Below are 22,131 nucleotides of genomic sequence, written 5' to 3'. Positions count from 1 at the left end.
CTAGCGGGGACCGCTCCGAAAGGCGAGGGGGATCAGCCGGAAACGCTTGTGTCGCCGGTCGCTTCCGGCGGCGCGTCGGGGTCGAACGTCGGCGCCGGTTCATCCAGCACCTGCACGGCCACGGCGTCTTGGGCCACCGGCTGCCCATAGGCGACCCCGCCCGCCATCGACGGATACGACGGCGCCTCGCGGGCTGGCTCTTCCCAGGCAGGCCGGCTGTAGTCGTAGCTCTGAGCGGTGTACTCGGCTTCAGCGTACTCGGGGTAGTCGCTCGCCGGCTCCTCAGGCTGGTAGGCTTCGGCCTGATAGGCCACCGGCATGGCGACCGCCTGGCGCCAGTCGGTGCCCAGCACATAGTCCGGAATCTTGGACGCGTAGGCGGCGAACGCCAGGGCGTCGGTGTCGAAGGGACCGGTCGGTCCGCCCGCCGGCCATTCGCCGAAGATCTGCGGTCCGTTCGGGCGAGCGACGCCGAGGTCCGGCTTCATCGCCGCTCCCATGAGCAGCCCCGCGACCACCGCCAAGCCCGCCCCCGAGTACAGCGCCTTGCCCTTCACGATCCCATGCCTTTGTTGATCGAGTTCCGCGTAACAGCGCACAGCAGGGGAGTTGGTTCAGCCCGCTTGGCGCCATCTTTTCAGCTCAAGCGTTGAGGGGCCGAACAGAGGAGAAGCCCCCCAATGAGCAAGTACGAGCCGCTGTCTGAACAACTGCGCGGTCACTCGGCCGATGAATGGCGGGCGAACTTCTCCGACCTTGAACAGGTGCTGGGCTTTCCGCTGCCCAAGGGTGCGCGAACGGGCCGCAAGTGGTGGGTCAACGATCCGGAGAAGAGCCACAGCCGCGCCTGGGCCGCGCACGGCTGGGAAGTGGGCGACATCGATCCTCAAGCCGAGACAGTCATCTTCCGCCGCAGCGCCGCTTCGGCCGCGGTGATCCAGCAGGTGGCCGAGCTCGAACCCCTTGCGGAAGGCGCGCAGGTGCAGGCGCCGGAGGTCGCGCCGAAGCCCGCGCCGCCCGCCGCCATGGAGAGCGCCGGCGCTCAGCCGACGGTGGAGGAGCCCGCCGCACCCAAGCCGGAGGAAGGCGCCGGCGGCGTTCCGATGCCGGAAGCGCAGACGCCCCAGCCGGCCGTGAGCACCGAAGTGCAGCCTGCGCTCATGAAGGAAGCGGCCGAAGACGCCTCACGCCAGATGCACAACACCCGCATGAAAGGCGTCGGCGCGCTCGTGGCCGGCGGTGCGGCGATCGTCGGAGCGCTCGGCGCCTTCGCCTTCCGCACGCTGCGTCGGAAGTAGCTCAAAACCTTTCCGTCATGGCCGGGCTTGTCCCGGCCACCCATGAACTCCGTTGCGGCTGCTCTTGGCGCTCCGTCGGCCGCAGCGCGATCATCGGCGGATTGGGTGTGCATGGGTGGCCGGGACAAGCCCGGCCATGACGGTCTCATCTCTGAACGTTCGACAGCGGTCCGTCTTCCTGCAGCAGCCCATCGAACAAGTCGTGCCAGTGCGGATTGTCGCGCTCGATCAGGTTGATCTTCCACGCTCGCGGGTACTTCTTCAGGGACTTCTCTCGCCGGATGGCGGGTTCGATCGCGTGGTGCAGCTCGAACCAAACGAGGCGCTTCACCCGGTACCGGCTGGTGAAGCCCTCCCGTAGACCTTCGCGGTGCTCGACGATCCGGTGGAGAAAGCGCCCGCTCACACCTGTGTAGATCGTGCCGTGCTTGCGGCTCGCCAGCATGTAGACGGCGGTGGTGGAGTGGATGAGCTCCGCCACCGCCTCGCCCTCAAGCCTTCTCGACGAAGCTGTCGATCACCTTCTTCTCGCCGGCCTTGTCGAAGGACACGGTGAGCTTGTTGCCCTCGACGCTTTTGACGCCGCCATAGCCGAACTTCACGTGAAAGACCCGGTCGCCGCGCTTGTAGGCGCTGGCGGCCGAGCTTTCTGACACGGCTACGAGCCGGCCTTCGCCCTCGATCACCTGCTGACGGCCCGGATGGCTGCCGCGGTAGCCCGAGGTCTGAGCGCGCTTCCAGCCCGGCGAGGTGTAGCCCGCCCCGAACGAGGGGCTCTCGTCCCAGCGGCTGCCATGCTGCTGCATGCCTGGGCCGCCGCCGTAGTAGCCCGTCTCGGACGACGCCTCGACGTTGGCCAGGGGCAGCTCGTCGACGAAGCGCGACGGCAGCTGGCTGGTCCAGCGGCCATAGACCTGGCGATTGGCCGCGAAGGAGATGCGGGCCTCCTCGCGGGCGCGGGTGATGCCGACGTAGGCCAGCCGGCGCTCCTCCTCGAGTCCCTTCTCGCCCTTCTCGTCCATCGAACGCTGCGACGGAAACACGCCTTCCTCCCAGCCGGGCAGGAAGACCAGCGGGAACTCCAGCCCCTTGGCCGAGTGCAGGGTCATGATCTGCACCGCGTCCTCGCCCGCCCCGCGGTCGAGATCCATCACCAGCGAGACGTGCTCGAGATAGTTCTCCAGCGTCTCGAACGACTGCATCGATTGGACGAGTTCCTTGAGGTTCTCCAGCCGGGTCTGGGCGGTGGGCGTCTTGTCCAGTCGCAGGGCGTCCGTGTAGCCGCTCTCGTCCAGCACGGTCTCCATCAGCCGCGCGTGGTGGATCCGCGCCGCCTCGGCGCGCCAGCGATCAAGGTCGCGCAGGAAGTTGGACAGGGCCGTGCGCGTCTTGGCGGCGAGCTCGTCCGTGCGGACCAGCTCGCGCGCGGCGGTGCTGGCCGGCACGCCGTTCACCCGTGCGATGTGCAGCAGCTTCTGGACGGTGGTGTCGCCGATGCCCCGCTTGGGCGTGTTGACGATCCGCTCGAAAGCCAAGTCGTCGTCGGGCGAGTGGATCAGGCGCAGGTAGGCGTGCGCATCGCGGATCTCCATCCGTTCGAAGAAGCGTGGGCCGCCCACAACCGTGTAGGGGATCTGCAGCAGCACGAACCGCTCTTCGAACGCGCGCATCTGGAACGAGGCGCGGACCAGGATGGCGATGTCGCGGTACTTGCGCGGGTTCTTGTCGGTGGAGCCCTTTCGGGCCCGTTCGATCTCGTCGGCGATTAGCCGGCTTTCGGCCTCGCCGTCCCAGACGCCGCGGACGATGACCTTTTCGCCGCCTTCGCTTTCGGTCCACAGGGTCTTTCCCAGGCGGCTCTTGTTGGCGGCGATCAGGCCGGAGGCCGCGGCCAGGATGTGGCTGGTCGAGCGATAGTTGCGCTCCAGCCGGATCACCTTGGCGCCGGGGAAGTCCCGCTCGAAGCGCAGGATGTTGTCCACCTCTGCACCGCGCCAGCCGTAGATCGACTGGTCGTCGTCACCGACGCAGCAGACGTTCTGCCGCTTCTGGGCCAGCAGGCGCAGCCACAGGTACTGGGCGACGTTGGTGTCCTGATACTCGTCCACCAGCACGTACCGGAACCGGTCGTGGTACTCGGCCAGGACGTCCGGATTGTTCTGGAAGATCGTCAGGTTGTGCAGCAGCAGGTCGCCGAAGTCGCAGGCGTTCAGCACCCGCAGCCGATCCTGGTACATGCGGTAGAGCGCTTGGCCGCGGCCGTTCGCGAAGTGCTGGCTTTCCGCCGGCGGCAGCCGGTCGGGCGTCCAGCCGCGGTTCTTCCAGTGATCGATCAGGCCGCCCAGCGCTTTGGGCGTCCAGCGCTTGGTGTCGATGTTCTCGGCTTCGAGGATCTGTTTGATCAGGCGTTCCTGATCGTCGTCGTCGAGGATGGTGTAGTTCGATTTCAAGCCCACCAGCTCGGCGTGGCGTCGCAGGATCTGGGCGGCCACCGAGTGGAAGGTGCCCAGCCAGCGCAGGCCTTCGGCGGTCGGGCCGATCATGGCCGTGATCCGCTCGCGCATCTCACGCGCGGCCTTGTTGGTGAAGGTGACGGCCAGCAGCTCCCAAGGCCGCGCACGGCCCGTCGACAGGATGTGCGCCAGGCGCGTGGTCAGCACCCGGGTCTTGCCGGTGCCCGCGCCGGCCAGAACCAGCACCGGCCCGTCGGTGGTCTCCACCGCATCGCGTTGTTCAGGGTTCAGGCCGCCCAGCAGGTCGGCCTCGGGCCCGCGCGGCCGCGCCATCTCGCTGATGCGCAAGGCCGGGGCTTCGTACTCGGAATGGGATTCGGGAGGAGACATCGGAACATATGTAGCACGACGGACGCGTCACTTAAGGGGCTAGGCCGCCGCAGGAACTTCGCTGGGAGGGGCCCGTTAGGCTGACGAGACGCTCTGAGGGAGGGTCGACCATGGCGAACGCATCTGAACGACGCACGAGCCCCTGGGTCGCTTTCTTGGCTGGGGTTGTCGCCACCTTGGCGGTGGTGCTGGTCTGGTGGGCCGTGAGCGCGGGCCGTCAGACGGCGAGCGATGTGAACATCGTCTCACCGCTTCCTTCCGACCTGCCGAGCCCCCGCCTGCCAGAGGCGCCCCGGCTGCCTGACGCTCCGGTCCCGACACCCAGATGACCTTGCCCGAACATCCCGAGAAGCCTCGGAGCAACTCGATGCCCCCGTTTGTTTGGGCGATCCTCGGCATCCTGGTGGTGGGACTGTTCGTTCTGGTGGCGAGCCTTCTGCGGGGCTGAACAGACAAGAGGACTTCGAATGAGCGAACGACCCACCCACCCGACCAATCAGCCCGACAGCTACGATCGAGGCGAGCCGCGCAAGCGCACCCGGAACATCCCGCCGTTGGTCTGGATCGTGCTCGCCCTGCTGGTCGGCTGGCTCGTCGTCGCCATGCTCCAGCGTCAGGGCGCGGACCGCACGCCGCAAGGCGGCTCGACCCCGGCGCAGGCCGAGGGCACGTCGATCATGCCCGCCACGCCGCCCAGCGGCGATGCGCCCGGCACCCCGGCCGGCGTGATCAACGGTCCGGCTCAGCCGCCGGCGCAGTAGCGCCGGCCCTATCGGCGCGGGCGTAGGCGAGGGCGGCCACTCGGCAGGCTGAAGCCAAGGCGCGCTCGCCGCGTCCTGCGTCGATCCTCAGGATGAGCGCGGCGAGGCTGGCGCCCTGCGCCTTCGCCATCTCTTCCAGGACCGCCCAGAACTCCGGCTCCAGGGCGATGGAGGTCTGGTGCCCGGCGAGCTGAAGGGAGCGTTTACGCAGTTGAGCCATAAGAGCCTTGTGGCTGGAAACGCCGCTCGGGCAAGCCTCTTGCTAAAAGATGACGCTGGCGTCATCTTTTAGCGGTCAACCTTACGAGGTCGCTTGTTCCATGGCTTTGGCCGCTGACGCTTACGATCCGGAGATGGCGCCCAGCCGAGTGGTCCGCCCCAAGCTCGACTGGCCGCACGCCTTGCGCGCCTTGCGCCGGCTGCTGGCGAACAAGGACGACACTACCCAGGTCTTCGAGATCATGCGGGCCTTGAACGGGCAGGCCACGGCGCGCGGCTATCACCAGCTGCTGGGCACGGTTCAGGGCGGGCGGATCGCCTATGAACGGGAGGAGTTCGCCCAGCGCCTCATGGATGACGCGTGGCTCGACGCCTTCGCCGAAGGCACAGTCGGCGCCGCTTATCGCGAGTTCGTGCGCTCCGAACGCCTCTCCGCGGAAGGCCTCGCGGAAGTGAGCCGCGAGGGCCTCGCTGCGATCGAAGATCCCCATCCCTACGCGTGGTTCGGCCGGCGCACCCGGGACGTCCACGACATCTGGCACATCCTGTCCGGCTATCACCGCGACGCGCTGGGCGAGGCGTGCCTGGTCGCCTTCTCCTACGCTCAGACCAAAGGACTTGGGTGGCTGCTGATCGCGGTCGGGGCTGGCTTCCGCTCGCTCACCGCGCCAAAGCAGCCGTACATCCGGGCGATCTGGCAGGGCTACCGCCGCGGCAAGGCCGCACGCTGGCTGCTAGGCGAGGACTACCACAAGCTGATGGCCGAGCCGCTGGCCAGCGCACGGCGCCGGCTGAACATCACCCCGGCCACCATCTACGACAATATTCCAGCGGATCAGCGCGACCTGGTGGTGACAGGCTGAAGGCCTAGTCCTCCCGGCGAGCTCCATCATGAGTTCGGCGAGCCCGCTCGGCCTCGAGCTTCGACACGGCTTTTTCGGCTTTGGTGCGGCCGAACTTCACCCGGTTCTCCGCAGCCTGGCTCTTGGCGTCGGCTCGCGCCTTGGCCTTCCTGAACTTGTTGAGGTTCACCGGCTCGCTCATGGGCCGGAGGTTAGCCGAGGGACCTCGGGCGCGCCATCGGAGTTGGTGTCCCGTGCTCGACAGCCAGCAGACATTCAGGCAGGTCTCACGGCCCAGGGGCGGAGAGGCTGCGTTTGTGACGAGGGCTCGCGAGCGGCAGGGGCTGGTTGGACGGCTGCGCTCCCCCATGGTCTTGCCGTTGCTCGTCCTGCTGATGGGGCTGCTGGCCAGCGCCCTGGTAGGCGTGCAGCTCGACCGTGTGCTCAGGAACCAGCAGCAGGAGCGCTTCGATAACGCCGTCGACCAGGCGCACGCTGACATCCTGGGGCGCATGGACGCCTACCTGGCTGTTCTTCGCTCGGGCGCCGCCCTTGTCATAGCCGAAGAGGGCCGCATCGATCGACCCACCTTCGATCGTTTCGCTCAGGGACTGAACCTCCCGGTGCGCTATCCGGGGATCCAGGGGCTTGGCTACAGCGCCGTTCTTCCCGCTGTCGAAGGTCCTCGGACGGAGGCGCTGTTGCGCCAGCTGGGCGTGCCCGGGGTTCGAGTGACGCCGGCCGGCGCGCGACCAGACGTCCACGCCATCGTCTTCCTGCAGCCGCTCGACCGGCGCAACGCCGCCGCCCTGGGCTTTGACATGTTCTCCCACCTGGTGCGGCGCGACGCCATGCAGCGGGCGCGCGACACAGGCCGCGCCGCGATGTCGGGCAAGGTCGAGCTGGTGCAGGAGATCTACGGACCCAAGCAGGCTGGCTTCCTGATCTACCGTCCGGTGTACGGCGGGCGTCCGACCCCAGCGGACCTGGAGAGCCGCCGCCAGGCCCTGACCGGCTTCATCTATGCCGCGTTCCGCGCCGACGACCTGCTGAACGGCATCTTCGGCGGACAGACCCGTCCGCGCCTGCACATCGCGGTGTTCGACGACGCGCCGGGCCCGGCCAACCTGCTGCACAAGTCATTCCAGGGCGACCCCGCCGCCTTGGCGAAGCAGGCCTCCGCCTTCACCCAGCGGACATTGGAAGTCGCGGGACGCCGCTGGACCGTCGCCTACTACGCGCGGCCGCATGGCGACCTGAACTCCGGCCGAGGGATTGTCTGGCTGTTCGTGGTCGGCGGGCTGCTCGCCACCCTGCTGCTGACCGGCGCGTCCTGGCGTCAGGTGCAGGCCCATCGCGCGGCGGAGGCTGAGATCGCCGCTCGCAAGGCGGGGGAGGCGCAGCGCGAGCTGCTGCTGGGCGAGCTGAACCACCGGGTGAAGAACACCCTGGCCACCGTTCAGTCCATCGCCAGCCAGACCCTGCGCGAGGGCAAGAGCCTGGCCGAGACGCGCGGGGACTTCGAGGCGCGGCTGCTGGCGCTGAGCCACACCCACAACCTGCTGACGCACACCCACTGGCAGGGCGCCGATCTCAGGCAGATCGTCGAGCTGGAGCTGGCGCCGTTCCGAGGGCAGGGCGCCGGCCGGCTGCACGTCGAGGGTGAGGCGGTGCTGCTGGAGCCGGCCACGGCCGTGGCCGTCGCCATGGCCCTGCACGAGCTCGCCACCAACGCCGCCAAGTATGGCGCCCTGTCGGTTCCCCAAGGGTGTGTTCAGGTCCGCTGGCGCACCCGCGAGGAGCAGTCTCGCCAGCGTCTGCACCTCGAGTGGGTGGAATCCGAAGGCGCGCCGGTGGCGAAACCCTCCCGCCGCGGCTTCGGCACGCGGCTGATCACCCAGGGTTTGAAGCGGCAGCTCGCCGGCGACGTGGACCTCGCTTTTGAGGCCGAAGGGGTGCGCTGCCGGATCGATATCCCGCTTGTTGACGCCCCCGATGCGTCCACCGGCTGGTCATAAGGCTGAAACCCGACACAGCTTGCCCCGTTTGGCAGCAACAACGCTGCGAGGAGACGCAACCATGACCCAGCCGTCCGAGATCTTCGAACACATGGAAGTGGTCGGGTCCGACGGGGGGCATGTGGGCCGCGTGGACCACGTGGTCGGGGACGAGATCGAACTGTCGAAGCTCGACCTCACCGCCGGGCTCAAGCACCACATGATCCCGCGATCCTGGGTGGACCGGGTCGAGGAAGACACCGTCTACCTGAACATCACCAAGGAAGCCGCCAAGGCCGCCTGGAAGACCAAGGTCTGAGCCAAAGAAAAAGGGGCGGCCCGCAAGCCGCCCCTTGATCGGTCAGAGCTCGCCGCCCGTCAGCGGACGGCGGCGCAGAAGCGCTGGATCCGGGTGCAGGCGTCTTCCAGCACCTGGTTGGACGTCGCGTAGCTGATGCGGAAGAAGGGCGACAGGCCGAACGCCGCGCCGTGCACCACCGCCACGCCTTCGCTCTCCAGCAGCTCGTTGGCGAAGTCCTGGTCCGAGTTGATCACGTTGCCGCTCGGCGCGGTCTTGCCGATCAGCCCCTCGCAGGACGGGTAGACGTAGAAGGCGCCTTCCGGCGTCGGGCACTGGATGCCGGTCGCCTGGTTCAGCATCGAGACCACCAGGTCGCGGCGGCCCTGGAACAGCTTCTGGTTCGGCTTGATGAACTCCTGCGTGCCGTTCAGAGCCTCGACCGCCGCCCATTGCGAGATGGAGGTCGGGTTCGACGTCGACTGGCTCATCACCTTGCGCATCAGGTTGATCAGCGGCTCGGGGCCGCCGGCGTAGCCGATCCGCCAGCCGGTCATGGCGTAGGCCTTGGAGACCCCGTTCATGGTCAGGGTGCGGTCGAACAGGCCGGGCTCGACCTGGGCGATGGTGGTGAACTCGAAGTCGTCGAACACCAGGTGCTCGTACATGTCGTCCGTCAGGATCCACACCTGCGGGTGGCGCAGCAGCACGTCGGCCAGCGCGCGCAGCTCGGCGCGGGTGTAAGCCGCGCCCGAAGGGTTGGACGGGGAGTTCAGCAGCACCCAGCGGGTCTTGGGCGTGATCGCCGCTTCCAGTTGCTCGGGCTGCAGCTTGAAGCCAGTCTCGGCGCTGGTCGCCAAGGCCTTGGGCTCGCCGCCGGCCAGCAGGACGATGTCCCAGTAGCTAACCCAGTACGGCGTCGGCACGATCACCTCGTCGCCCGGGTTCAGGGTGGCGACCATGGCGTTGTAGATCACCGGCTTGCCGCCCGGCGAGACGTTGATCTGGCTGGGCTTGTAGGTCAGGCCGTTCTCGCGCTGGAACTTCGCGCAGATGGCTTCCTTCAGCTCCGGGATGCCGTCGACGTTGGTGTACTTGGTCTTGCCGTCGCGGATGGCCTTGATGGCCGCTTCCTTGATGTTCTCCGGCGTGTCGAAGTCCGGCTCGCCGGCGGCCAGGCCGATGACGTCGCGTCCCTGGGCTTTCAGCTCCCGGGCTTTCTGGTCGGCCGCGAGCGTGGCGGAAGGCTTCACGCGGGACAGGGCGGCGGACTGCAGCGACATCTTGGGGAAACTCCCGGTCAGGTTCGAGGAAGACGGCGCCCGTTTAGCCGATGCCGCCGTTCGGGCAAACCCGCCGGGAGCGCCATTTTCCCTTAGGTGAAGTTCAGCAGAGATATATCCGACAGGGTGCGGCCCACGAGCACCACGCCCAGGTCCGCGCCGTTCGCCGCATCGCCGTCGGTGTCGGCGAACACATAAACGTTCGAGCCCACCTGCGCGGCCACGTACTGCGCGCCGGTGTGCGTGATGTGTTCGTTGGCGATGGAGCGCGCCTCGTCGTAGCTGCCCGCCACGAACTCCGAGTACTGGCGGGGCAGGATCGAATAGATGCTGACCTGACCGAAGCTGAAGCTGTCCTCGGCGCTCCAGTCGCGGATCTCGTCGTCCAGCGTTTGGTCGGGACGGTTCTTGGCCACGAATTCGAAGGTGTCGCGCCCTTCGCCGCCGAACAGGATGTCCTTGCCCACGGACGCCGCCACGATGACGTCGGCGCCGGCGCCGCCGTATGCTGTCGCGCCCCCGCCGTAGAACAGCGCCAGGTGATCGTCGCCTTCACCGCCTTGCAGCAGGTCCTGGCCGCCGCCGGACGCCAGGGTGTCGTCGCCCAGGCCGCCGATCAGCGTGTCGTTTCCTTCGCCGCCGAACAGCTCGTCATCGCCCGCGTCGCCGCTCAGGAAGTCGTTTCCGTCCGACCCGCCGAGCAGGTCGTTGTCCTGCCCCCCGAACAGGGTGTCGTCGCCCGCGCCGCCCAGCAGGTCGTCGGCGCCCTTGTTGCCGTGCGCCCACGAGCCGCGCGTCTCGCCCAGCACGCTGAGATTGATCGTGTCGTCGCCCAGCCCGCCGTAGAGGGTGTTGGAGCCCGCGCCGCCGTTCAGGGTGTCGTTTCCGGCGTTGCCATGGAGGAAGTCGTCGCCGGCTTCCCCGTAGAGCACGTCGTCCCCGCCGCCGCCGTAGAGGCCGTCGCGTCCCGCCGTGCCGGTCAGGGCGTCACGCCCTTCGCCGCCGATCAGCAGGCGCGAGCCGTCCGTCCCCGTCAGAGCGCCGCGCTGGCTCAGCGCAGACAGCTCCGCGCCGAACTGCACCGTGCGGCCGCCGGCGGACAGCGTGATGTTCGCCGGGATCGGCAGTTCGCTGGGGCTGTAGCTCACGCCCACGCCGCTCGCGGAAAGCCCGCCCAGGGTGAGCCAGTCCTCGGCATGGATGTTGAGCGCCTCGAAGGCGGTGATGGTGTCGAACCTGTAGGCGGTCACGGGTCTGTCCGATCTCTGATGCGTCGTTGCGAAACCTGATACCGTCGTGTTGCGTAAAAACGCAACTTACAATCACGCAAGGTTCGGGCGACCGCCGCGACGGCCGGGCGTCTTGACCGCGCGGCTGGAACACGCGACCCAGCGGCCCATGCGCCGCCTCTTCCAGTTCCTGCTCGAGATGGACGCCAAGGCGTGGCGAACGCTTCTGGTCTCCTTCGTCCTGTTCGGCGGCGTCGGCTTCGTCTTCCTGTTCGGCGCCCAGGTGCTCGGCTTCAATGGCGAGGCGACGGTGGAGCATTGGCTGGGCGCCGCCAGCGGCCCCTGGGCGCTGCCTGTGGCGGTCGCCGCCTTCGCCATCCTGGCCTTCGTCGGCGTGCCGCAATTCATGCTGATCGCCGCGGCGGTGGTGGCGTTCGGCGCCTGGACTGGGTTCGCCTACAGCTGGATCGGCACGATGGTCTCGTCCCTGGTCGGCTTCTACATCGGCCGGCTTGCCGGCGCGCGGACTCTGCGGACCTTCTCCAGCGAAGGCATGCGCCAGTTCATGGAGCTGGTGGGGCGCAACGGCTTCCTGGCCAGCATGATCGTGCGCCTGGTGCCCTCCGCCCCCTTCATCGTCGTCAACATGGCGGCGGGGGTCACGCCCATGCGCGTGCGCCACTTCACGGCAGGCACCGCGCTGGGGATCGTGCCGAAGATCGCGCTCACCGCCTTTGCGGGCAATTCCATCTTCCAGGTGATGCGCGGGCAGGGCGGTGTGCGTCACGTCTTCGTGGTGGTCGGCCTGGGCGCGCTTTGGCTGATCATCGCCTGGGTCGCCCGCAAGTGGCTGAAGGCCCGTGAGGCCGCCGTCGCCCAGGATCGCGACGCGGCCCTCTGAGGAAAGTTATTTCTCAACAGCCCTCCACGGCTCTGCTTTGCGCAAGACTGTTGCGGCGGAAGGCCGATTCCGGTACTTGCACCGCCATGCGTACGCGCTCCCAAAGCCAGCTTCTTCTTTCGCTGGGGCTTAGCGGCCCCTGGGCGCTTAGCTAGGCTGCGCGTCTTCGCGGCCGGGCGCTCAGGGGAGTTCATCTTCCGCCCGCCTGACCCGACAAACTCCGCGAAGAGACCTGTTCCATGACCGCTCCGGTATCCCCCGTCGCTCCGAAATCCGAGCGCGACCGCGTCATCGTTTTCGACACCACCATGCGTGACGGCGAGCAATCGCCCGGCGCCTCCATGTCGCTCCAGGAGAAGCTGGAGCTGGCCAAGATCCTGGAGGAGATGCGCGTCGACGTGATCGAGGCGGGCTTCCCGATCGCCTCCAACGGCGACTTCGAAGCGGTCCGTCAGGTCTCCGAGATCGTCACCGAAAGCACCATCTGCGGCCTGGCTAGGGCGGGCATGGCCGACATCGACCGCTGCGCCGAGGCCATCAAGAAGGCCAAGCGCGGCCGGATCCACACCTTCCTGTCCACCAGCCCGTCCCACCGGGACCACATCCTGCGCGCCAGCCAGGACGACATCCTGGAGATGATCACCAAGTCCGTCGGCTACGCACGCAACCTGTGCGGCGACGTGGAGTGGTCCGCCCAGGACGCCACCCGCACCGAGCAGGACTTCCTGCGCCGCTGCGTCGAGGCCGCGATCCGCGCCGGCGCCACCACGATCAACATCCCGGACACCGTCGGCTACACCTATCCCTCGGAATACGCCGAGATCTTCGTCGACCTGATCGCCAACGTGCCTGGCGCGGACGAGGTGATCTTCTCCACCCACTGCCACAACGACCTGGGCTTGGCCGTCGCCAACAGCCTGGCCGGCGTGCAGGGCGGGGCCCGTCAGGTGGAAGTGGCCATCAACGGCATCGGCGAGCGCGCGGGCAACGCGGCGCTGGAAGAGATCGTCATGGCGCTGAAGGTGCGCGGTGACCGCCTGCCTCAGTGGACGGGCATCGAGACCCAGCACATCACCCGCGCCAGCCGCTACGTATCGGCGATCACCGGCTTCCCGGTGCAGTTCAACAAGGCGATCGTCGGCAAGAACGCCTTCGCTCACGAGAGCGGCATCCACCAGGACGGGATGCTGAAGGACCGCGGCACCTACGAGATCATGACCCCTGAATCGGTGGGGCAGGGCGCCTCCAACCTGGTCATGGGCAAGCACTCCGGCCGGCACGCCTTCCGCGAGAAGCTGAAGTCCCTGGGCTACGAGTTGGGCCAGAACGCGCTGAACGAAGCCTTCCAGCGCTTCAAGGATCTGGCCGACAAGAAGAAGCACGTCTTCGACGACGACATCGTCGCCCTGGTCGACGACGCCCTGGCCAGCCAGGAAGACCGCATCCAGGTGAAGCACCTGCGCGTGATCGCCGGCACCGAGGGCCCGCAGGAAGCCTTCCTGACCGTCACGGTCGAAGGCGAGGAGCGCTCGGCCAACGCCACCGGCGACGGGCCGGTGGACGCGGTGTTCAACGCCATCCACGAGGTCGCGCCGCACAACGCCATCCTGCGCCTGTTCCAGGTTCATGCGGTGACGGAGGGCACCGACGCCCAGGCCCAGGTTTCCGTCCGCCTCGAAGAGGACGGCAGCATCGCCACCGGCCAGGCGGCCGACACCGACACCCTGACCGCGTCGGCCAAGGCCTACATCAACGCCCTGAACAATCTCTTCGCCCGCAAGGAGAAGAGCGCGCCGGCCAAGGTCGCCAGCGGCTTCTGACTATTCACCGCTCGTCCCCGCGCAGGCGGGGACCCATGCGGCGTCTCCTTACAAGCTGAAGCTCAGCTTGGATCCCCGCCTGCGCGGGGATGAGCGGGTATTTGCACATGCTCTGGTTCTTCCTCGCCGCAGCGGCCGCGCCGCTGCAGACGGCGCGCAACGCCATGCAAAGAGGGTTGGTGGGCGAGGCGGGGCCGTGGGGCGCCACCCTGGTCCGCTTCCTGTTCGGCCTGCCGTTCTCGATCCTCATCTGCGCCGTAGCCGCGCTTCTCGCCGGTCGGCTGGAGCCGCACCTGTCCTGGCGCTTTGTCGGCGCGGTGGTGATCGGCGCGACCAGCCAGATCCTCGCCACCGCAGCCCTGCTGGTCGCCATGCGGCGGTCGGGCTTTGCCGTCGCCACTGTCATGCAGCAGTCTTCGCTGCCTTTCGCCGCCCTGTTCGGCCTGCTGGTCGGCGACATGCTGGGCCCCCACGCCTGGGCCGGCGTCGCCCTGACCACGGTGGGTTTGGCGATCGTCTCGTGGCCAAGGGGCGATCAGATGAAGGGCGCCGGCCTCGGCGCCGCGCTGGGCCTCGGGTCCGGCGCGGCCTTCGCGATCGCCTTAAACGGCTTTCGCGCCGCGGGCCTTTCGCTGGAGCCGCACCACCCGATCTGGTCTGCGACCGCCACCGTTTGCATGGCCCAGGCTCTGCAGTCCCTGGTGATGGTGGCGGCCCTGGCCGCATGGCGCCCCGCCGCGCTCCGGGCGGTGGCGCAATCCTGGCGGCAATCTCTGGGCGCCGGCTTCTTCGGCGCGGCGGCGTCCGCCTGTTGGTGCGGCGCCCTCGCACTGGCTCCGGCGGGACCTGTGCGCGCGGTCGGCGTCATCGAGGCGCCCGTAGCCGCCGCGGTCGGCCGGCGCCTCTTCAAGGAGCGCCTCAGCAGTCGACAGATCTTCGGAGGCGCTCTTGCGGCCGTGGGTGTGGCTTTGGCCGCCCTGAGCCGCGCTTGAGGATGGCCCAGCCCTCGTCGATAGTCCGCCTCCAGTTTGAGGGATTCCAGTGGCGGACGCGCTTTCCATCCGGGGCCTAGGCAAGGCCTTCGGGGCCAAACGAGCGGTCGACGACCTCTCCCTCGAAGTTCGCGCAGGCGAGCTTTACGCGCTGCTGGGGCCCAACGGCGCCGGCAAGACCACCACCTTGCGAATGGTGGCGGGCCTGCTGAAGCCGGACGCGGGCGCGATCTCGGTCTTTGGCGTGGACGCCCTGGCCGACCCCGCCGGCGCCAAGCGGATCATCGCCTGGGCGCCGGACGAGCCGATGCTCTACGACCGGCTCAATCCCATGGAGTATCTGGAGTTCGTGGCGGGGCTCTGGGGCGTGGAGTCGAAGCATGCGCGCCAGCGTGCGCAGGACCTGCTGCAATGGCTCGGCCTGTGGGAGAACCGCGCCGAGCGCTGCGAGGGCTTTTCGCGCGGCATGAAGCAGAAGACGGCTCTGGCCGGCGCTCTGATCCATGAACCCCGCCTGCTGATCCTCGATGAACCGCTCACCGGCCTGGACGCGGCGGTCGCCCGCCAGGTGAAGGATCTCCTGCAGGAGCGTGTGCGCGGCGGCGCCACCGTGATCCTCACCACCCACATCCTGGATGTGGCCGAGCGGATGGCGGACCGCATCGGCATCATCCAGAACGGCCGGCTGATGGCGCAGGGCACCTTGGCGGAGCTGCAGGCGGCAGCCGGGGACGGTCGCGGAACCCTTGAGGACGTATTCCTCGAACTCACCGCCCGTGACGGAGCCGGCGCGTGATCGCAGGCCCCGGCTCCACCCTGTGGCTGCTGCGGCATGAGATCCGCCTCACGCTGCGGGGCATGACCGGCAAGGGCGGCAAGCGCAGCCGGCTGGGGCTCTGGTTCACGATCGGGTCCGCCGCCTTCCTGATGCTCGCCGTCGGCATCCCGCTCGGGCTGGTGCTGCGCGACGTCGAGGTGCCTATCCGCACCGAGTTCGCGCTGGGCGCCGTGGCCATGCTGACGGTGGTCTTCACCCTGATGCTGTCGCAGACCCTCTCGGCGGCGGTGGAAGCTCTCTATCAACGGGCCGATCTGGACCTGCTGTTCTCCTCACCCATCGCGCCCGACAGGGTGATGACGGTGCGCTTCCTGGGCCTGGCGTTCAGCGTCACCCTGATCTTCCTCTACTTCATCGCCCCGCCGCTGATCCCTATCGCGATCCTCGGCCATCCGGAGTGGCTGGCCTTGCTGGCGGTGCTCTGCGGCCTGGGGCTTGCGGCCAGCGGGGCAGGCTTGCTTCTGGCCATGGGCTTGTTCCGGCTGATCGGCCCGCGTCGGACCCGAACGGTGGCCCAGTTGCTCGCCGCGTTCATCGGCGCGGCGTTCTTTCTGCTGACCCAGCTCCGCAACATCCTGGGGGGCGAGCGGTCCGAAAGCGTCTTCGAACAGACGGTCAACCTGGCCAAGAACCCCAGCTTCCATCCGCCCCCGGGCCTCACCTGGCCGCTTCGGGCCCTGGTGGGCGAGCCTCTGCCCCTGGCGGCCCTGTTGCTCATCTGTGTGGCCGTTTTCGCCGGCGCGACCCGCATCGTCGGACGCCGCTTTGCAGCGGATGCAGCCGCTGCGGCCGGCGCTTCCAGGACTGCGCGCGGGCGCAAGCCAGCCGCGGTGCACGCCTTCGCAGCCGGTCCCTTCCAGGCGACCTTGCGCAAAGAGATGCGGCTGCTTCTGCGCGATCCGGCCCTGATCACCCAGGTTCTGCTGCGCGTCCTCTACATGCTTCCCTTGGGCTTCCTGCTTCTGCGGCAGGCGGCGCGAGGCGAGGATCTTCTGCTTCCCGGCGCGGCGGCGGGCCTGAGCCTAATGGCCTCGCAGGTGGCGGGAAGCCTCGCCTGGATCACCGTTTCGGCCGAAGACGCGCCGGACCTCATCGCCTGCTCGCCCGCACCCGTCCGGATGGTCTGGCGCGCCAAGCTGGCGGCCGCCGTGCTGCCGGTGGCAGTTCTTCTGGCGCTCGTGCTGATTCCCCTGACGGTGCTCTCGCCTTGGATCGGCCTAGTGGCCGTCGTCGGTTGCGCGGCCAACGTGATCAAGGCGGCGCTCCTGAACCTGTGGTGGCAGCGCCCGGGAAAACGCAGCGAGTTCCAGGCCCGCCGCAAGGGCGGCTTCTTCGTCAGCCTGGCCGAGTTCCTGCTCAGCCTGCTGGTCGCGGCCGGGACCGGGCTGCTAGCGGCGCATTTCGTCTGGGGGCTCCTTCCGCTGGGGCTCGCAGCTTGCGCGCTGCTGCTTCTGCGGCGAAGCGAGGCCCAGATCGGCGCCGCCTTGCGCGCCGCATCCTGAGCTTGTCTTGGCGCTGCGCTGGGTGTGGGCTTATGTGACCCCGATGCGGTGGACCAAGCGCCAGTTCATGGCCGTGGCGGCGGCGGCCTTCTCGAACTCGACCGCCTGGGCGGCCGAGCGGCCGCCCATCGCCGCCGCTTCGGACCTGTCCGCGGCCCTTCCCGAGGTGGTCCGCGCCTTTGAGCGCAAAACCGGCCAGCAGGTGAGGGTGACCTTCGGATCGTCGGGGAACTTCACCCAGCAGATCCGCAACGCCGCGCCCTTCGAGCTCTTCCTGTCCGCGGACGAGGCCTATGTCCAGCAGCTCCAGGCCGCCGGACGCACGCGAGACGGTGGCGCCCTCTACGCCGTTGGGCGCATCGGGCTCTTCGTGCCTCGTGGGTCGCGACTGAAGCTCGACCCCAGCCTGCGCGACGTCGGCGCCGCCGCGCGCGACGGCCGGCTCATGAAGTTCGCCATCGCCAACCCCGAGCACGCGCCCTATGGCCGCGCCGCGCGGGAAGCCCTCCACGCTTCGGGCGTGTGGCCGGCGGTCGAACCCAAGCTCGTGCTGGGCGAGAACGTGTCCCAGGCCACGCAGTTCGCCACCTCAGGCTCCGCCCAGGGCGGGATCATCCCTCTGTCCCTGGCCTCGACGCCGCAGGTGAAGGCGGCAGGTCGCTTCGTGCTGATTCCCGCCGATCGCCACAGGCCGCTGCGCCAGCGGATGGTTCTGATGAAGGGCGCAGGCCCTACGGCTGAGCGCTTCTATGCCTTCCTCCAGGGCCAGGAAGCCAAGGCCATCCTCCGGCGCTACGGCTTCTCCGCCTGATGGATTGGGACGCCTTCGCCGTCTCGCTGAAGCTCGCCGCCTGGACGGCGGCCGTGCTGCTTCCCGCGGGCCTGCTTCTCGCCCGCACCCTGGCGTTCCGACGCGTGCCGGCGCGGGGCCTCGTCGAAGCGCTGGTCGCAGCGCCCCTGGTGCTGCCGCCCACGGTGCTGGGCTTCTATCTGCTTACGCTGATGGGCGGCGCCTCGCCCCTAGGTGCGGTCTGGACGCGCCTGTTCGGCCATCCCCTGGCCTTTAGTTTCGAAGGGCTGCTCGCCGCTTCGGTGATCTTCAACCTGCCGTTCGCCGTGCAGCCGATGCAGCGGGCCTTCGAGGCCCTTCCGACCGACGTGCGGCCGGCCGCGTGGGTCAGCGGCCTGTCTCCCTGGCGCACCTTCTGGGCGGTGGAGTTGCCCCTTGCCTGGCCCGGCGTGCTGTCCGCCTTCGCCCTGACCTTCGCCCACACCATGGGTGAGTTCGGCGTCGTGCTGATGGTCGGCGGCTCCATTCCGGGTGAGACCCGCACCCTGGCGCTGTCCGTCTACGATCGCACCCAGGCCTTCGACACCCAGGCTGCCGGGGTGATGAGCGCCGTACTGCTGGGCGTCTCCGTCGTGGCCATCGCCGCCGCCTACGGCGCAACGGGTCGGGTCGGCCGCCGCCATGGCTGACGGTCTCGACGTCCAGCTGCGGGAGACCGCGCCCATTCCGCTCGAGCTCGAGCTCTCCTGCGCGCCGGGGGAACTGCTGGGCGTGGTCGGCCCGTCGGGCGCGGGCAAGACGACGCTGCTGCGCGCCATCGCCGGCCTTCATCCGCTGGGCGCCGGCCATGTCCGCTGCGGCGACTCGACCTGGTTCGACAAGGCCTCAGGCGTGAACCTCGCCCCGCACCGCCGGCGCGTCGGCCTGGTGTTCCAGGAACACGCCCTGTTCCCCCACCTCACGGCCCTGCAGAATGTCGCCCTGGCCATGGGCCACCATCCGAAAGCCGAGCGCGCCGCCCGCGCGGCCGAGCTCCTGACCCGCGTGCATCTGCAGGGACTCGAAGGGCGCAAGCCGTCCGCGCTGTCCGGCGGCCAGCGGCAAAGGGTGGCCATCGCCCGGGCCCTGGCGCGCGAGCCGCAGGTGCTTTTGTTGGACGAGCCCTTCTCGGCGGTGGATCGTCGCACCCGCGCAAGCCTGCAGGCGCAGATCGCCGAGCTTCACCAGGGCCTCGCGATCCCCATGCTGCTGGTGACCCACGACGTCGAGGAAGTTGAGCGGCTCGCCGACAGTATCGCCTTGTTGGACAACGGAGTTGTGCGTCTCGCCGGCGCCCCTTCGCAGGTGCTGCGCGACCCCCTCGCGCAAAGGTTGGTATTCGGCGAGGGCTGATGGGCGCCGAGTCGCGGCGATCCTAAGGCGCAGCTCAAGCTTAATTCTCGCGCGCGACGCGAAAGCGCAGCGGGCCGATTGGTCCTTGAATTCGCCCGTGGGGCAGGGCAGAGGGACAGTCACGCCCGCCAGCAAGAACGTAGCGACTCGACGCAATATATGGCGTCAATCAGTTCGCTTCCGACCGACGGCGGACACATGGTTTCCGCCCCCACGCATCAGGGCTTTGCATGATCTCTTCCCTCTTCGGCGCGATCTCCAACGACATCGCCATCGACCTCGGAACCGCGAACACCCTGATCTACATGAAGGGCAAGGGGATCGTGCTGAACGAGCCCTCGGTGGTCGCGCTCCGCAACGTCGGCGGCCGCAAGGTGGTCCACGCCGTGGGCATCGAGGCCAAGCAGATGCTGGGCCGCACCCCCGGGCACATGGAAGCCATCCGCCCGATGCGTGACGGCGTCATCGCCGACTTCGAAGTCGCCGAAGAGATGATCAAGTACTTCATCCGCAAGGTTCACAACCGCAAGGGCTTCGTGAACCCCAAGGTGATCGTGTGCGTGCCGTCCGGCGCCACCGCCGTCGAGCGCCGCGCCATCAACGACAGCTGCCTGAACGCCGGCGGCCGCCGCGTCGGCCTGATCGACGAGCCCATGGCCGCCGCCATCGGCGCGGGCCTGCCGATCCACGAGCCCACCGGCTCCATGGTCGTCGACATCGGCGGCGGCACCACCGAGGTGGCCGTCCTGTCGCTGTCGGGCATCGTCTACTCGCGCTCCGTCCGCGTCGGCGGCGACAAGATGGACGAGGCGATCATCAGCTACATGCGCCGCAACCATAACCTGCTGATCGGCGAAACCACCGCCGAGCGCATCAAGAAGGAAATCGGCACCGCCCGGGCTCCGGCCGACGGCGAGGGCCTGTCCATCGAGGTCAAGGGCCGCGACCTGATGCAGGGCGTGCCGCGCGAAGTGCGCATCAGCGAGAAGCAGGCCTCCGACGCCCTCTCCGAGCCGGTCGGCCAGATCGTCGACGCGGTGAAGATGGCGCTGGAAGCCACGCCGCCGGAACTGGCCTCCGACATCGCCGACAAGGGCATCATGCTGACCGGCGGCGGCGCGCTGCTCCGCGGCCTGGACGCCGAGATCCGCGACCACACCGGCCTGCCGGTCACCGTGGCCGACGATCCGCTGTCCTGCGTGGCCCTGGGCTGCGGCAAGGTGCTCGAGCATCCGAAGTGGATGAAGGGCGTCCTGGAATCCACCCTGGCCTAGAAACCCCGGCGCAAGCGCGCGGGTTCGGGGCGGCGGGGGCTGTTCGATGCCGCGGGGGGCGGTGAGTTAGATGTCCTTACGGGACAGCCAGTTCGGTGAGCTCAAGGTCCCGCTGACCTGGACGGCGGCTGTGGCGCTGGTCGTGGCTGCGATCGTGGCCATTGCGCTGGTCGTCTCGGACCGGCGCGAGACCTTCCGGGCGGAAGCCTATGGCGCGACCCGCTCGATGAGCGACGGCGTGCTGGCGCCGGTGGGCGACGTGCTGTCCGCCCCCGGCCGCTGGACGGGCGCCGGCGTGCAGAGCATCGGCGGCTACTTCTTCGCCGTCTCCGAGAACCGCCGCCTCAAGGCGGAGCTCAAGGAGATGCGCCAGTGGCGGGACGTCGCCACCGCGCTCAAGGACGAGAACGAGCGCTATCGCACCCTGCTGGGGCTGAAGACCGACCCGCCGATCCCCATGGTCGCGGCGCGCATCGTCACCGACAGCCGCGGACCGTTCGCCAACACCCGCCTGGCCAACGCCGGTCGAGAAAAGGGCGTCAAGGTCGGCCACCCGGTGATGAGCGAGAACGGCCTCGTGGGCCGGGTGATCGGCATCAGCAACGGCGCCAGCCGCGTGCTCATGCTCACCGACGTCGCGTCGCGCACCCCGGTGATGATCGACCGCACCAACGCCCGCGCCATCCTGACGGGCGACGGCGGACCGAACCCGCGCCTGGAGTACCTGCGCGGCCAGGATCCGGTGAAGGAAGGCGACCGCGTCCTCACCTCCGGCGACGGCGGCGTCATGCCTCGCGGCCTGCCGGTGGGCGTGGTGGTCAAGGGGCTCGACAACAAGTGGCGGGTGGTGCTCGCCGCCGACCGCGCCGCCATCGACTTCGTGCGCATCCTGCTGTTCGACGACTTCACCACCATCGTGAACCGCGCCGAGCTGGACCAGATGCCGGTTCCCCCGCCGACGCCTGGCGCGCCGACCATCATCGCGCCCACCGTCGTGGGTCCCACCGCGGCCCAGCCGGGAACGGCCCCCGGCGCGGTTCCGCCCGCGGCGGCCGGATCGGCCGCGCCCGCTGCCGGCGCCGCAACGCCTGCGCCGCGCCCTCCGGCCGCCGCAGGCGCCCAGCCCGCCCCGCGCACCGCTGCGCCGGCGCCGACCCGTCCGGCGGCAGGCGCGGCCTCCGGCTCGGCCGCCACGGCCCGTCCTGCCGCCCCGCGTCCAGCTGCGACCACATCCGGCGCCCCGCGCCCCGCCGCCTCGCGTCCGCCGGCCGCAAGCACCGGCGCCGCCGCGCGTCCCGCAACGCCGAGGCCCGCCGCCGCTCCGGCTGAGGAGCCGCCCCATTGAGCGCCGCCCGTTCGCTCGAGCCCTGGCGCTGGTTAGGCATCCCGCTGCTGCAGGTCCTCGGAGCGACGGTCCTGTTCGGCGTGCCGCTGCGGGTTTTCGGGCTTCAGCTGCCTGAGCCCTTGTTCGCCATGCCGGTGGTGTTCGCCTGGGCGGTGATCCGCCCCTCGGTCCTGGCGCCGATGAGCGTGCTGCTGATCGGCCTGTTCTGCGACATCTTCTGGGGCGGTCGCATGGGCCTGTGGGCCATGTGCTTCCTGCTGGCCTACGGCATGGTCCTGGGCGGCCGGAACATGATGGCCGGCCAGAGCCGCGTCATGCTCTGGGCCTGGTACGCCATCGTCACCGGCGCTGCGATGGCCGCGGGCTACCTGTTCGTGATGATGCACGCCAAGGCCGCCCCCAGCCTCGTTTCCGTGGCCTGGCAGTTCCTGGCCACCATCATCCTCTATCCGTTCGCGCACCGCCTGATCGACATGTACGAGGATGCGGACGTGAGGTTCCGTTAGG

General features: G+C 68.8%; 23 protein-coding genes and 1 pseudogene. 17 read left to right on the top strand and 7 right to left on the bottom strand.

Features of this window, described 5'->3' with window-relative positions; genetic code table 11:
• Positions 1–32: 32 nt before the first annotated feature.
• Positions 33–557 (bottom strand): hypothetical protein, encoded by a 525-nt coding sequence (locus DJ018_RS15050; protein ID WP_111515798.1) that lies wholly within the window; start codon positions 555–557, stop codon positions 33–35.
• A gap of 123 nt (positions 558–680) precedes the next feature.
• On the opposite strand from DJ018_RS15050, the gene DJ018_RS15045 reads away from it, so the two are divergent.
• A complete protein-coding gene (locus DJ018_RS15045; RefSeq protein ID WP_111515797.1) occupies positions 681–1,298 on the top strand; it encodes a DUF7662 domain-containing protein in 618 nt (205 codons plus the stop codon).
• Between the two features lie 145 nt (positions 1,299–1,443).
• Here DJ018_RS15045 and DJ018_RS15040 read toward each other — a convergent pair whose 3' ends face one another.
• Both DJ018_RS15040 and DJ018_RS15035 read right to left on the bottom strand, forming a co-directional pair.
• Positions 1,444–1,779 (bottom strand): GIY-YIG nuclease family protein, encoded by a 336-nt coding sequence (locus DJ018_RS15040; RefSeq protein WP_240609575.1) that lies wholly within the window; start codon positions 1,777–1,779, stop codon positions 1,444–1,446.
• Positions 1,780–1,789: 10 nt separating this feature from the next.
• Positions 1,790–4,141, bottom strand: a complete 2,352-nt coding sequence (locus DJ018_RS15035; RefSeq protein ID WP_111515796.1) for an ATP-dependent helicase — start codon at positions 4,139–4,141, stop codon at positions 1,790–1,792.
• 325 nt (positions 4,142–4,466) lie between these two features.
• On the opposite strand from DJ018_RS15035, the gene DJ018_RS19580 reads away from it, so the two are divergent.
• Together DJ018_RS19580 and DJ018_RS15030 are read left to right on the top strand one after the other, a co-directional pair.
• Complete coding sequence (locus DJ018_RS19580; RefSeq protein ID WP_276309833.1) at positions 4,467–4,589, top strand: hypothetical protein; 123 nt, start codon at positions 4,467–4,469, stop codon at positions 4,587–4,589.
• A 19-nt stretch (positions 4,590–4,608) separates the two neighbouring features.
• A complete protein-coding gene (locus DJ018_RS15030; protein ID WP_111515795.1) occupies positions 4,609–4,902 on the top strand; it encodes a hypothetical protein in 294 nt (97 codons plus the stop codon).
• Here the strand turns inward: DJ018_RS15030 and DJ018_RS15025 are convergent.
• On the bottom strand, positions 4,871–5,122 hold the full coding sequence (locus DJ018_RS15025; protein WP_111515794.1) for a ribbon-helix-helix domain-containing protein: 252 nt from the start codon (positions 5,120–5,122) through the stop codon (positions 4,871–4,873). The two genes, DJ018_RS15030 and DJ018_RS15025, sit on opposite strands and share 32 nt — an antisense overlap.
• A 100-nt stretch (positions 5,123–5,222) precedes the next feature.
• Here DJ018_RS15025 and DJ018_RS15020 point away from each other — a divergent pair, with 100 nt between their 5' ends.
• Positions 5,223–5,984 (top strand): Coq4 family protein, encoded by a 762-nt coding sequence (locus DJ018_RS15020; protein WP_111515793.1) that lies wholly within the window; start codon positions 5,223–5,225, stop codon positions 5,982–5,984.
• Positions 5,985–5,988: 4 nt separating this feature from the next.
• Here DJ018_RS15020 and DJ018_RS15015 read toward each other — a convergent pair whose 3' ends face one another.
• Positions 5,989–6,165, bottom strand: coding sequence for a DUF4169 family protein (locus tag DJ018_RS15015; protein ID WP_111515792.1), 177 nt, complete (start codon positions 6,163–6,165; stop codon positions 5,989–5,991).
• 166 nt (positions 6,166–6,331) lie between these two features.
• Here DJ018_RS15015 and DJ018_RS15010 point away from each other — a divergent pair, with 166 nt between their 5' ends.
• Both DJ018_RS15010 and DJ018_RS15005 read left to right on the top strand, forming a co-directional pair.
• Positions 6,332–7,981, top strand: a complete 1,650-nt coding sequence (locus DJ018_RS15010; protein WP_165842938.1) for a CHASE domain-containing protein — start codon at positions 6,332–6,334, stop codon at positions 7,979–7,981.
• A 61-nt stretch (positions 7,982–8,042) separates the two neighbouring features.
• Positions 8,043–8,279 carry a DUF2171 domain-containing protein gene (locus tag DJ018_RS15005; protein ID WP_111515790.1) on the top strand — a complete coding sequence of 79 codons (237 nt, stop codon included), beginning with the start codon at positions 8,043–8,045 and terminating at the stop codon, positions 8,277–8,279.
• Between the two features lie 59 nt (positions 8,280–8,338).
• Here DJ018_RS15005 and DJ018_RS15000 read toward each other — a convergent pair whose 3' ends face one another.
• The gene (locus DJ018_RS15000) at positions 8,339–9,541 is read right to left on the bottom strand and encodes a pyridoxal phosphate-dependent aminotransferase (RefSeq protein ID WP_111515789.1); all 1,203 of its coding nucleotides are present in this window, start codon (positions 9,539–9,541) and stop codon (positions 8,339–8,341) included.
• A gap of 92 nt (positions 9,542–9,633) precedes the next feature.
• On the bottom strand, positions 9,634–10,791 hold the full coding sequence (locus DJ018_RS19575) for a calcium-binding protein (protein WP_111515788.1): 1,158 nt from the start codon (positions 10,789–10,791) through the stop codon (positions 9,634–9,636).
• A gap of 148 nt (positions 10,792–10,939) precedes the next feature.
• On the opposite strand from DJ018_RS19575, the gene DJ018_RS14990 reads away from it, so the two are divergent.
• From DJ018_RS14990 to DJ018_RS14940, 11 genes and pseudogenes are all read left to right on the top strand, one after another.
• Positions 10,940–11,671: a TVP38/TMEM64 family protein gene (locus tag DJ018_RS14990; RefSeq protein WP_111515787.1), complete on the top strand. Its 732-nt coding sequence runs from the start codon at positions 10,940–10,942 to the stop codon at positions 11,669–11,671.
• 239 nt (positions 11,672–11,910) lie between these two features.
• Positions 11,911–13,491, top strand: a complete 1,581-nt coding sequence (locus DJ018_RS14985) for a 2-isopropylmalate synthase (protein WP_111515786.1) — start codon at positions 11,911–11,913, stop codon at positions 13,489–13,491.
• Between the two features lie 107 nt (positions 13,492–13,598).
• The gene (locus DJ018_RS14980) at positions 13,599–14,483 is read left to right on the top strand and encodes an EamA/RhaT family transporter (RefSeq protein WP_111515785.1); all 885 of its coding nucleotides are present in this window, start codon (positions 13,599–13,601) and stop codon (positions 14,481–14,483) included.
• 49 nt (positions 14,484–14,532) lie between these two features.
• On the top strand, positions 14,533–15,279 hold the full coding sequence (locus tag DJ018_RS14975; RefSeq protein WP_111515784.1) for an ABC transporter ATP-binding protein: 747 nt from the start codon (positions 14,533–14,535) through the stop codon (positions 15,277–15,279).
• Complete coding sequence (locus DJ018_RS14970; RefSeq protein WP_240609574.1) at positions 15,276–16,823, top strand: putative ABC transporter permease subunit; 1,548 nt, start codon at positions 15,276–15,278, stop codon at positions 16,821–16,823. Before DJ018_RS14975 ends, DJ018_RS14970 begins: the two co-directional genes overlap by 4 nt.
• A 7-nt stretch (positions 16,824–16,830) precedes the next feature.
• A complete protein-coding gene (gene modA / locus DJ018_RS14965; protein WP_205853783.1) occupies positions 16,831–17,634 on the top strand; it encodes a molybdate ABC transporter substrate-binding protein in 804 nt (267 codons plus the stop codon).
• Entirely contained in the window at positions 17,634–18,302 is a 669-nt protein-coding gene (gene modB, locus DJ018_RS14960; protein WP_111515783.1) for a molybdate ABC transporter permease subunit, read from the top strand. Before modA ends, modB begins: the two co-directional genes overlap by 1 nt.
• Positions 18,295–19,005, top strand: coding sequence for an ATP-binding cassette domain-containing protein (locus DJ018_RS14955; RefSeq protein WP_111515782.1), 711 nt, complete (start codon positions 18,295–18,297; stop codon positions 19,003–19,005). The genes modB and DJ018_RS14955 overlap by 8 nt, the downstream gene beginning before the upstream one ends.
• Positions 19,006–19,235: 230 nt before the next feature.
• Entirely contained in the window at positions 19,236–20,279 is a 1,044-nt protein-coding gene (locus tag DJ018_RS14950) for a rod shape-determining protein (protein WP_012522835.1), read from the top strand.
• A gap of 70 nt (positions 20,280–20,349) precedes the next feature.
• Positions 20,350–21,378, top strand: a pseudogene (gene mreC / locus DJ018_RS14945) (rod shape-determining protein MreC); the annotation flags it as partial.
• 242 nt (positions 21,379–21,620) lie between these two features.
• On the top strand, positions 21,621–22,130 hold the full coding sequence (locus DJ018_RS14940; protein WP_111515780.1) for a hypothetical protein: 510 nt from the start codon (positions 21,621–21,623) through the stop codon (positions 22,128–22,130).
• The last annotated feature ends 1 nt before the right edge of the window (position 22,131 follow it).

This window comes from Phenylobacterium deserti, assembly GCF_003254705.1.
GTDB lineage: Bacteria > Pseudomonadota > Alphaproteobacteria > Caulobacterales > Caulobacteraceae > Phenylobacterium > Phenylobacterium deserti.
This window is presented reverse-complemented; position numbering and strand designations above follow the sequence as displayed.

Bases quoted from the DNA above. Each gene is read 5' to 3' on its own strand.
- DJ018_RS15045 (WP_111515797.1), top strand. From the start codon at position 681: ATGAGCAAGTACGAGCCGCTGTCTGAACAACTGCGCGGTCACTCGGCC.
- DJ018_RS15035 (WP_111515796.1), bottom strand. From the start codon at position 4,141: ATGTCTCCTCCCGAATCCCATTCCGAGTACGAAGCCCCGGCCTTGCGC.
- DJ018_RS19580 (WP_276309833.1), top strand. From the start codon at position 4,467: ATGACCTTGCCCGAACATCCCGAGAAGCCTCGGAGCAACTCGATGCCC.
- DJ018_RS15030 (WP_111515795.1), top strand. From the start codon at position 4,609: ATGAGCGAACGACCCACCCACCCGACCAATCAGCCCGACAGCTACGAT.
- DJ018_RS15025 (WP_111515794.1), bottom strand. From the start codon at position 5,122: ATGGCTCAACTGCGTAAACGCTCCCTTCAGCTCGCCGGGCACCAGACC.
- DJ018_RS15020 (WP_111515793.1), top strand. From the start codon at position 5,223: ATGGCTTTGGCCGCTGACGCTTACGATCCGGAGATGGCGCCCAGCCGA.
- DJ018_RS15015 (WP_111515792.1), bottom strand. From the start codon at position 6,165: ATGAGCGAGCCGGTGAACCTCAACAAGTTCAGGAAGGCCAAGGCGCGA.
- DJ018_RS15010 (WP_165842938.1), top strand. From the start codon at position 6,332: ATGGTCTTGCCGTTGCTCGTCCTGCTGATGGGGCTGCTGGCCAGCGCC.
- DJ018_RS15005 (WP_111515790.1), top strand. From the start codon at position 8,043: ATGACCCAGCCGTCCGAGATCTTCGAACACATGGAAGTGGTCGGGTCC.
- DJ018_RS15000 (WP_111515789.1), bottom strand. From the start codon at position 9,541: ATGTCGCTGCAGTCCGCCGCCCTGTCCCGCGTGAAGCCTTCCGCCACG.
- DJ018_RS14990 (WP_111515787.1), top strand. From the start codon at position 10,940: ATGCGCCGCCTCTTCCAGTTCCTGCTCGAGATGGACGCCAAGGCGTGG.
- DJ018_RS14985 (WP_111515786.1), top strand. From the start codon at position 11,911: ATGACCGCTCCGGTATCCCCCGTCGCTCCGAAATCCGAGCGCGACCGC.
- DJ018_RS14980 (WP_111515785.1), top strand. From the start codon at position 13,599: ATGCTCTGGTTCTTCCTCGCCGCAGCGGCCGCGCCGCTGCAGACGGCG.
- modB (WP_111515783.1), top strand. From the start codon at position 17,634: ATGGATTGGGACGCCTTCGCCGTCTCGCTGAAGCTCGCCGCCTGGACG.
- DJ018_RS14955 (WP_111515782.1), top strand. From the start codon at position 18,295: ATGGCTGACGGTCTCGACGTCCAGCTGCGGGAGACCGCGCCCATTCCG.
- DJ018_RS14950 (WP_012522835.1), top strand. From the start codon at position 19,236: ATGATCTCTTCCCTCTTCGGCGCGATCTCCAACGACATCGCCATCGAC.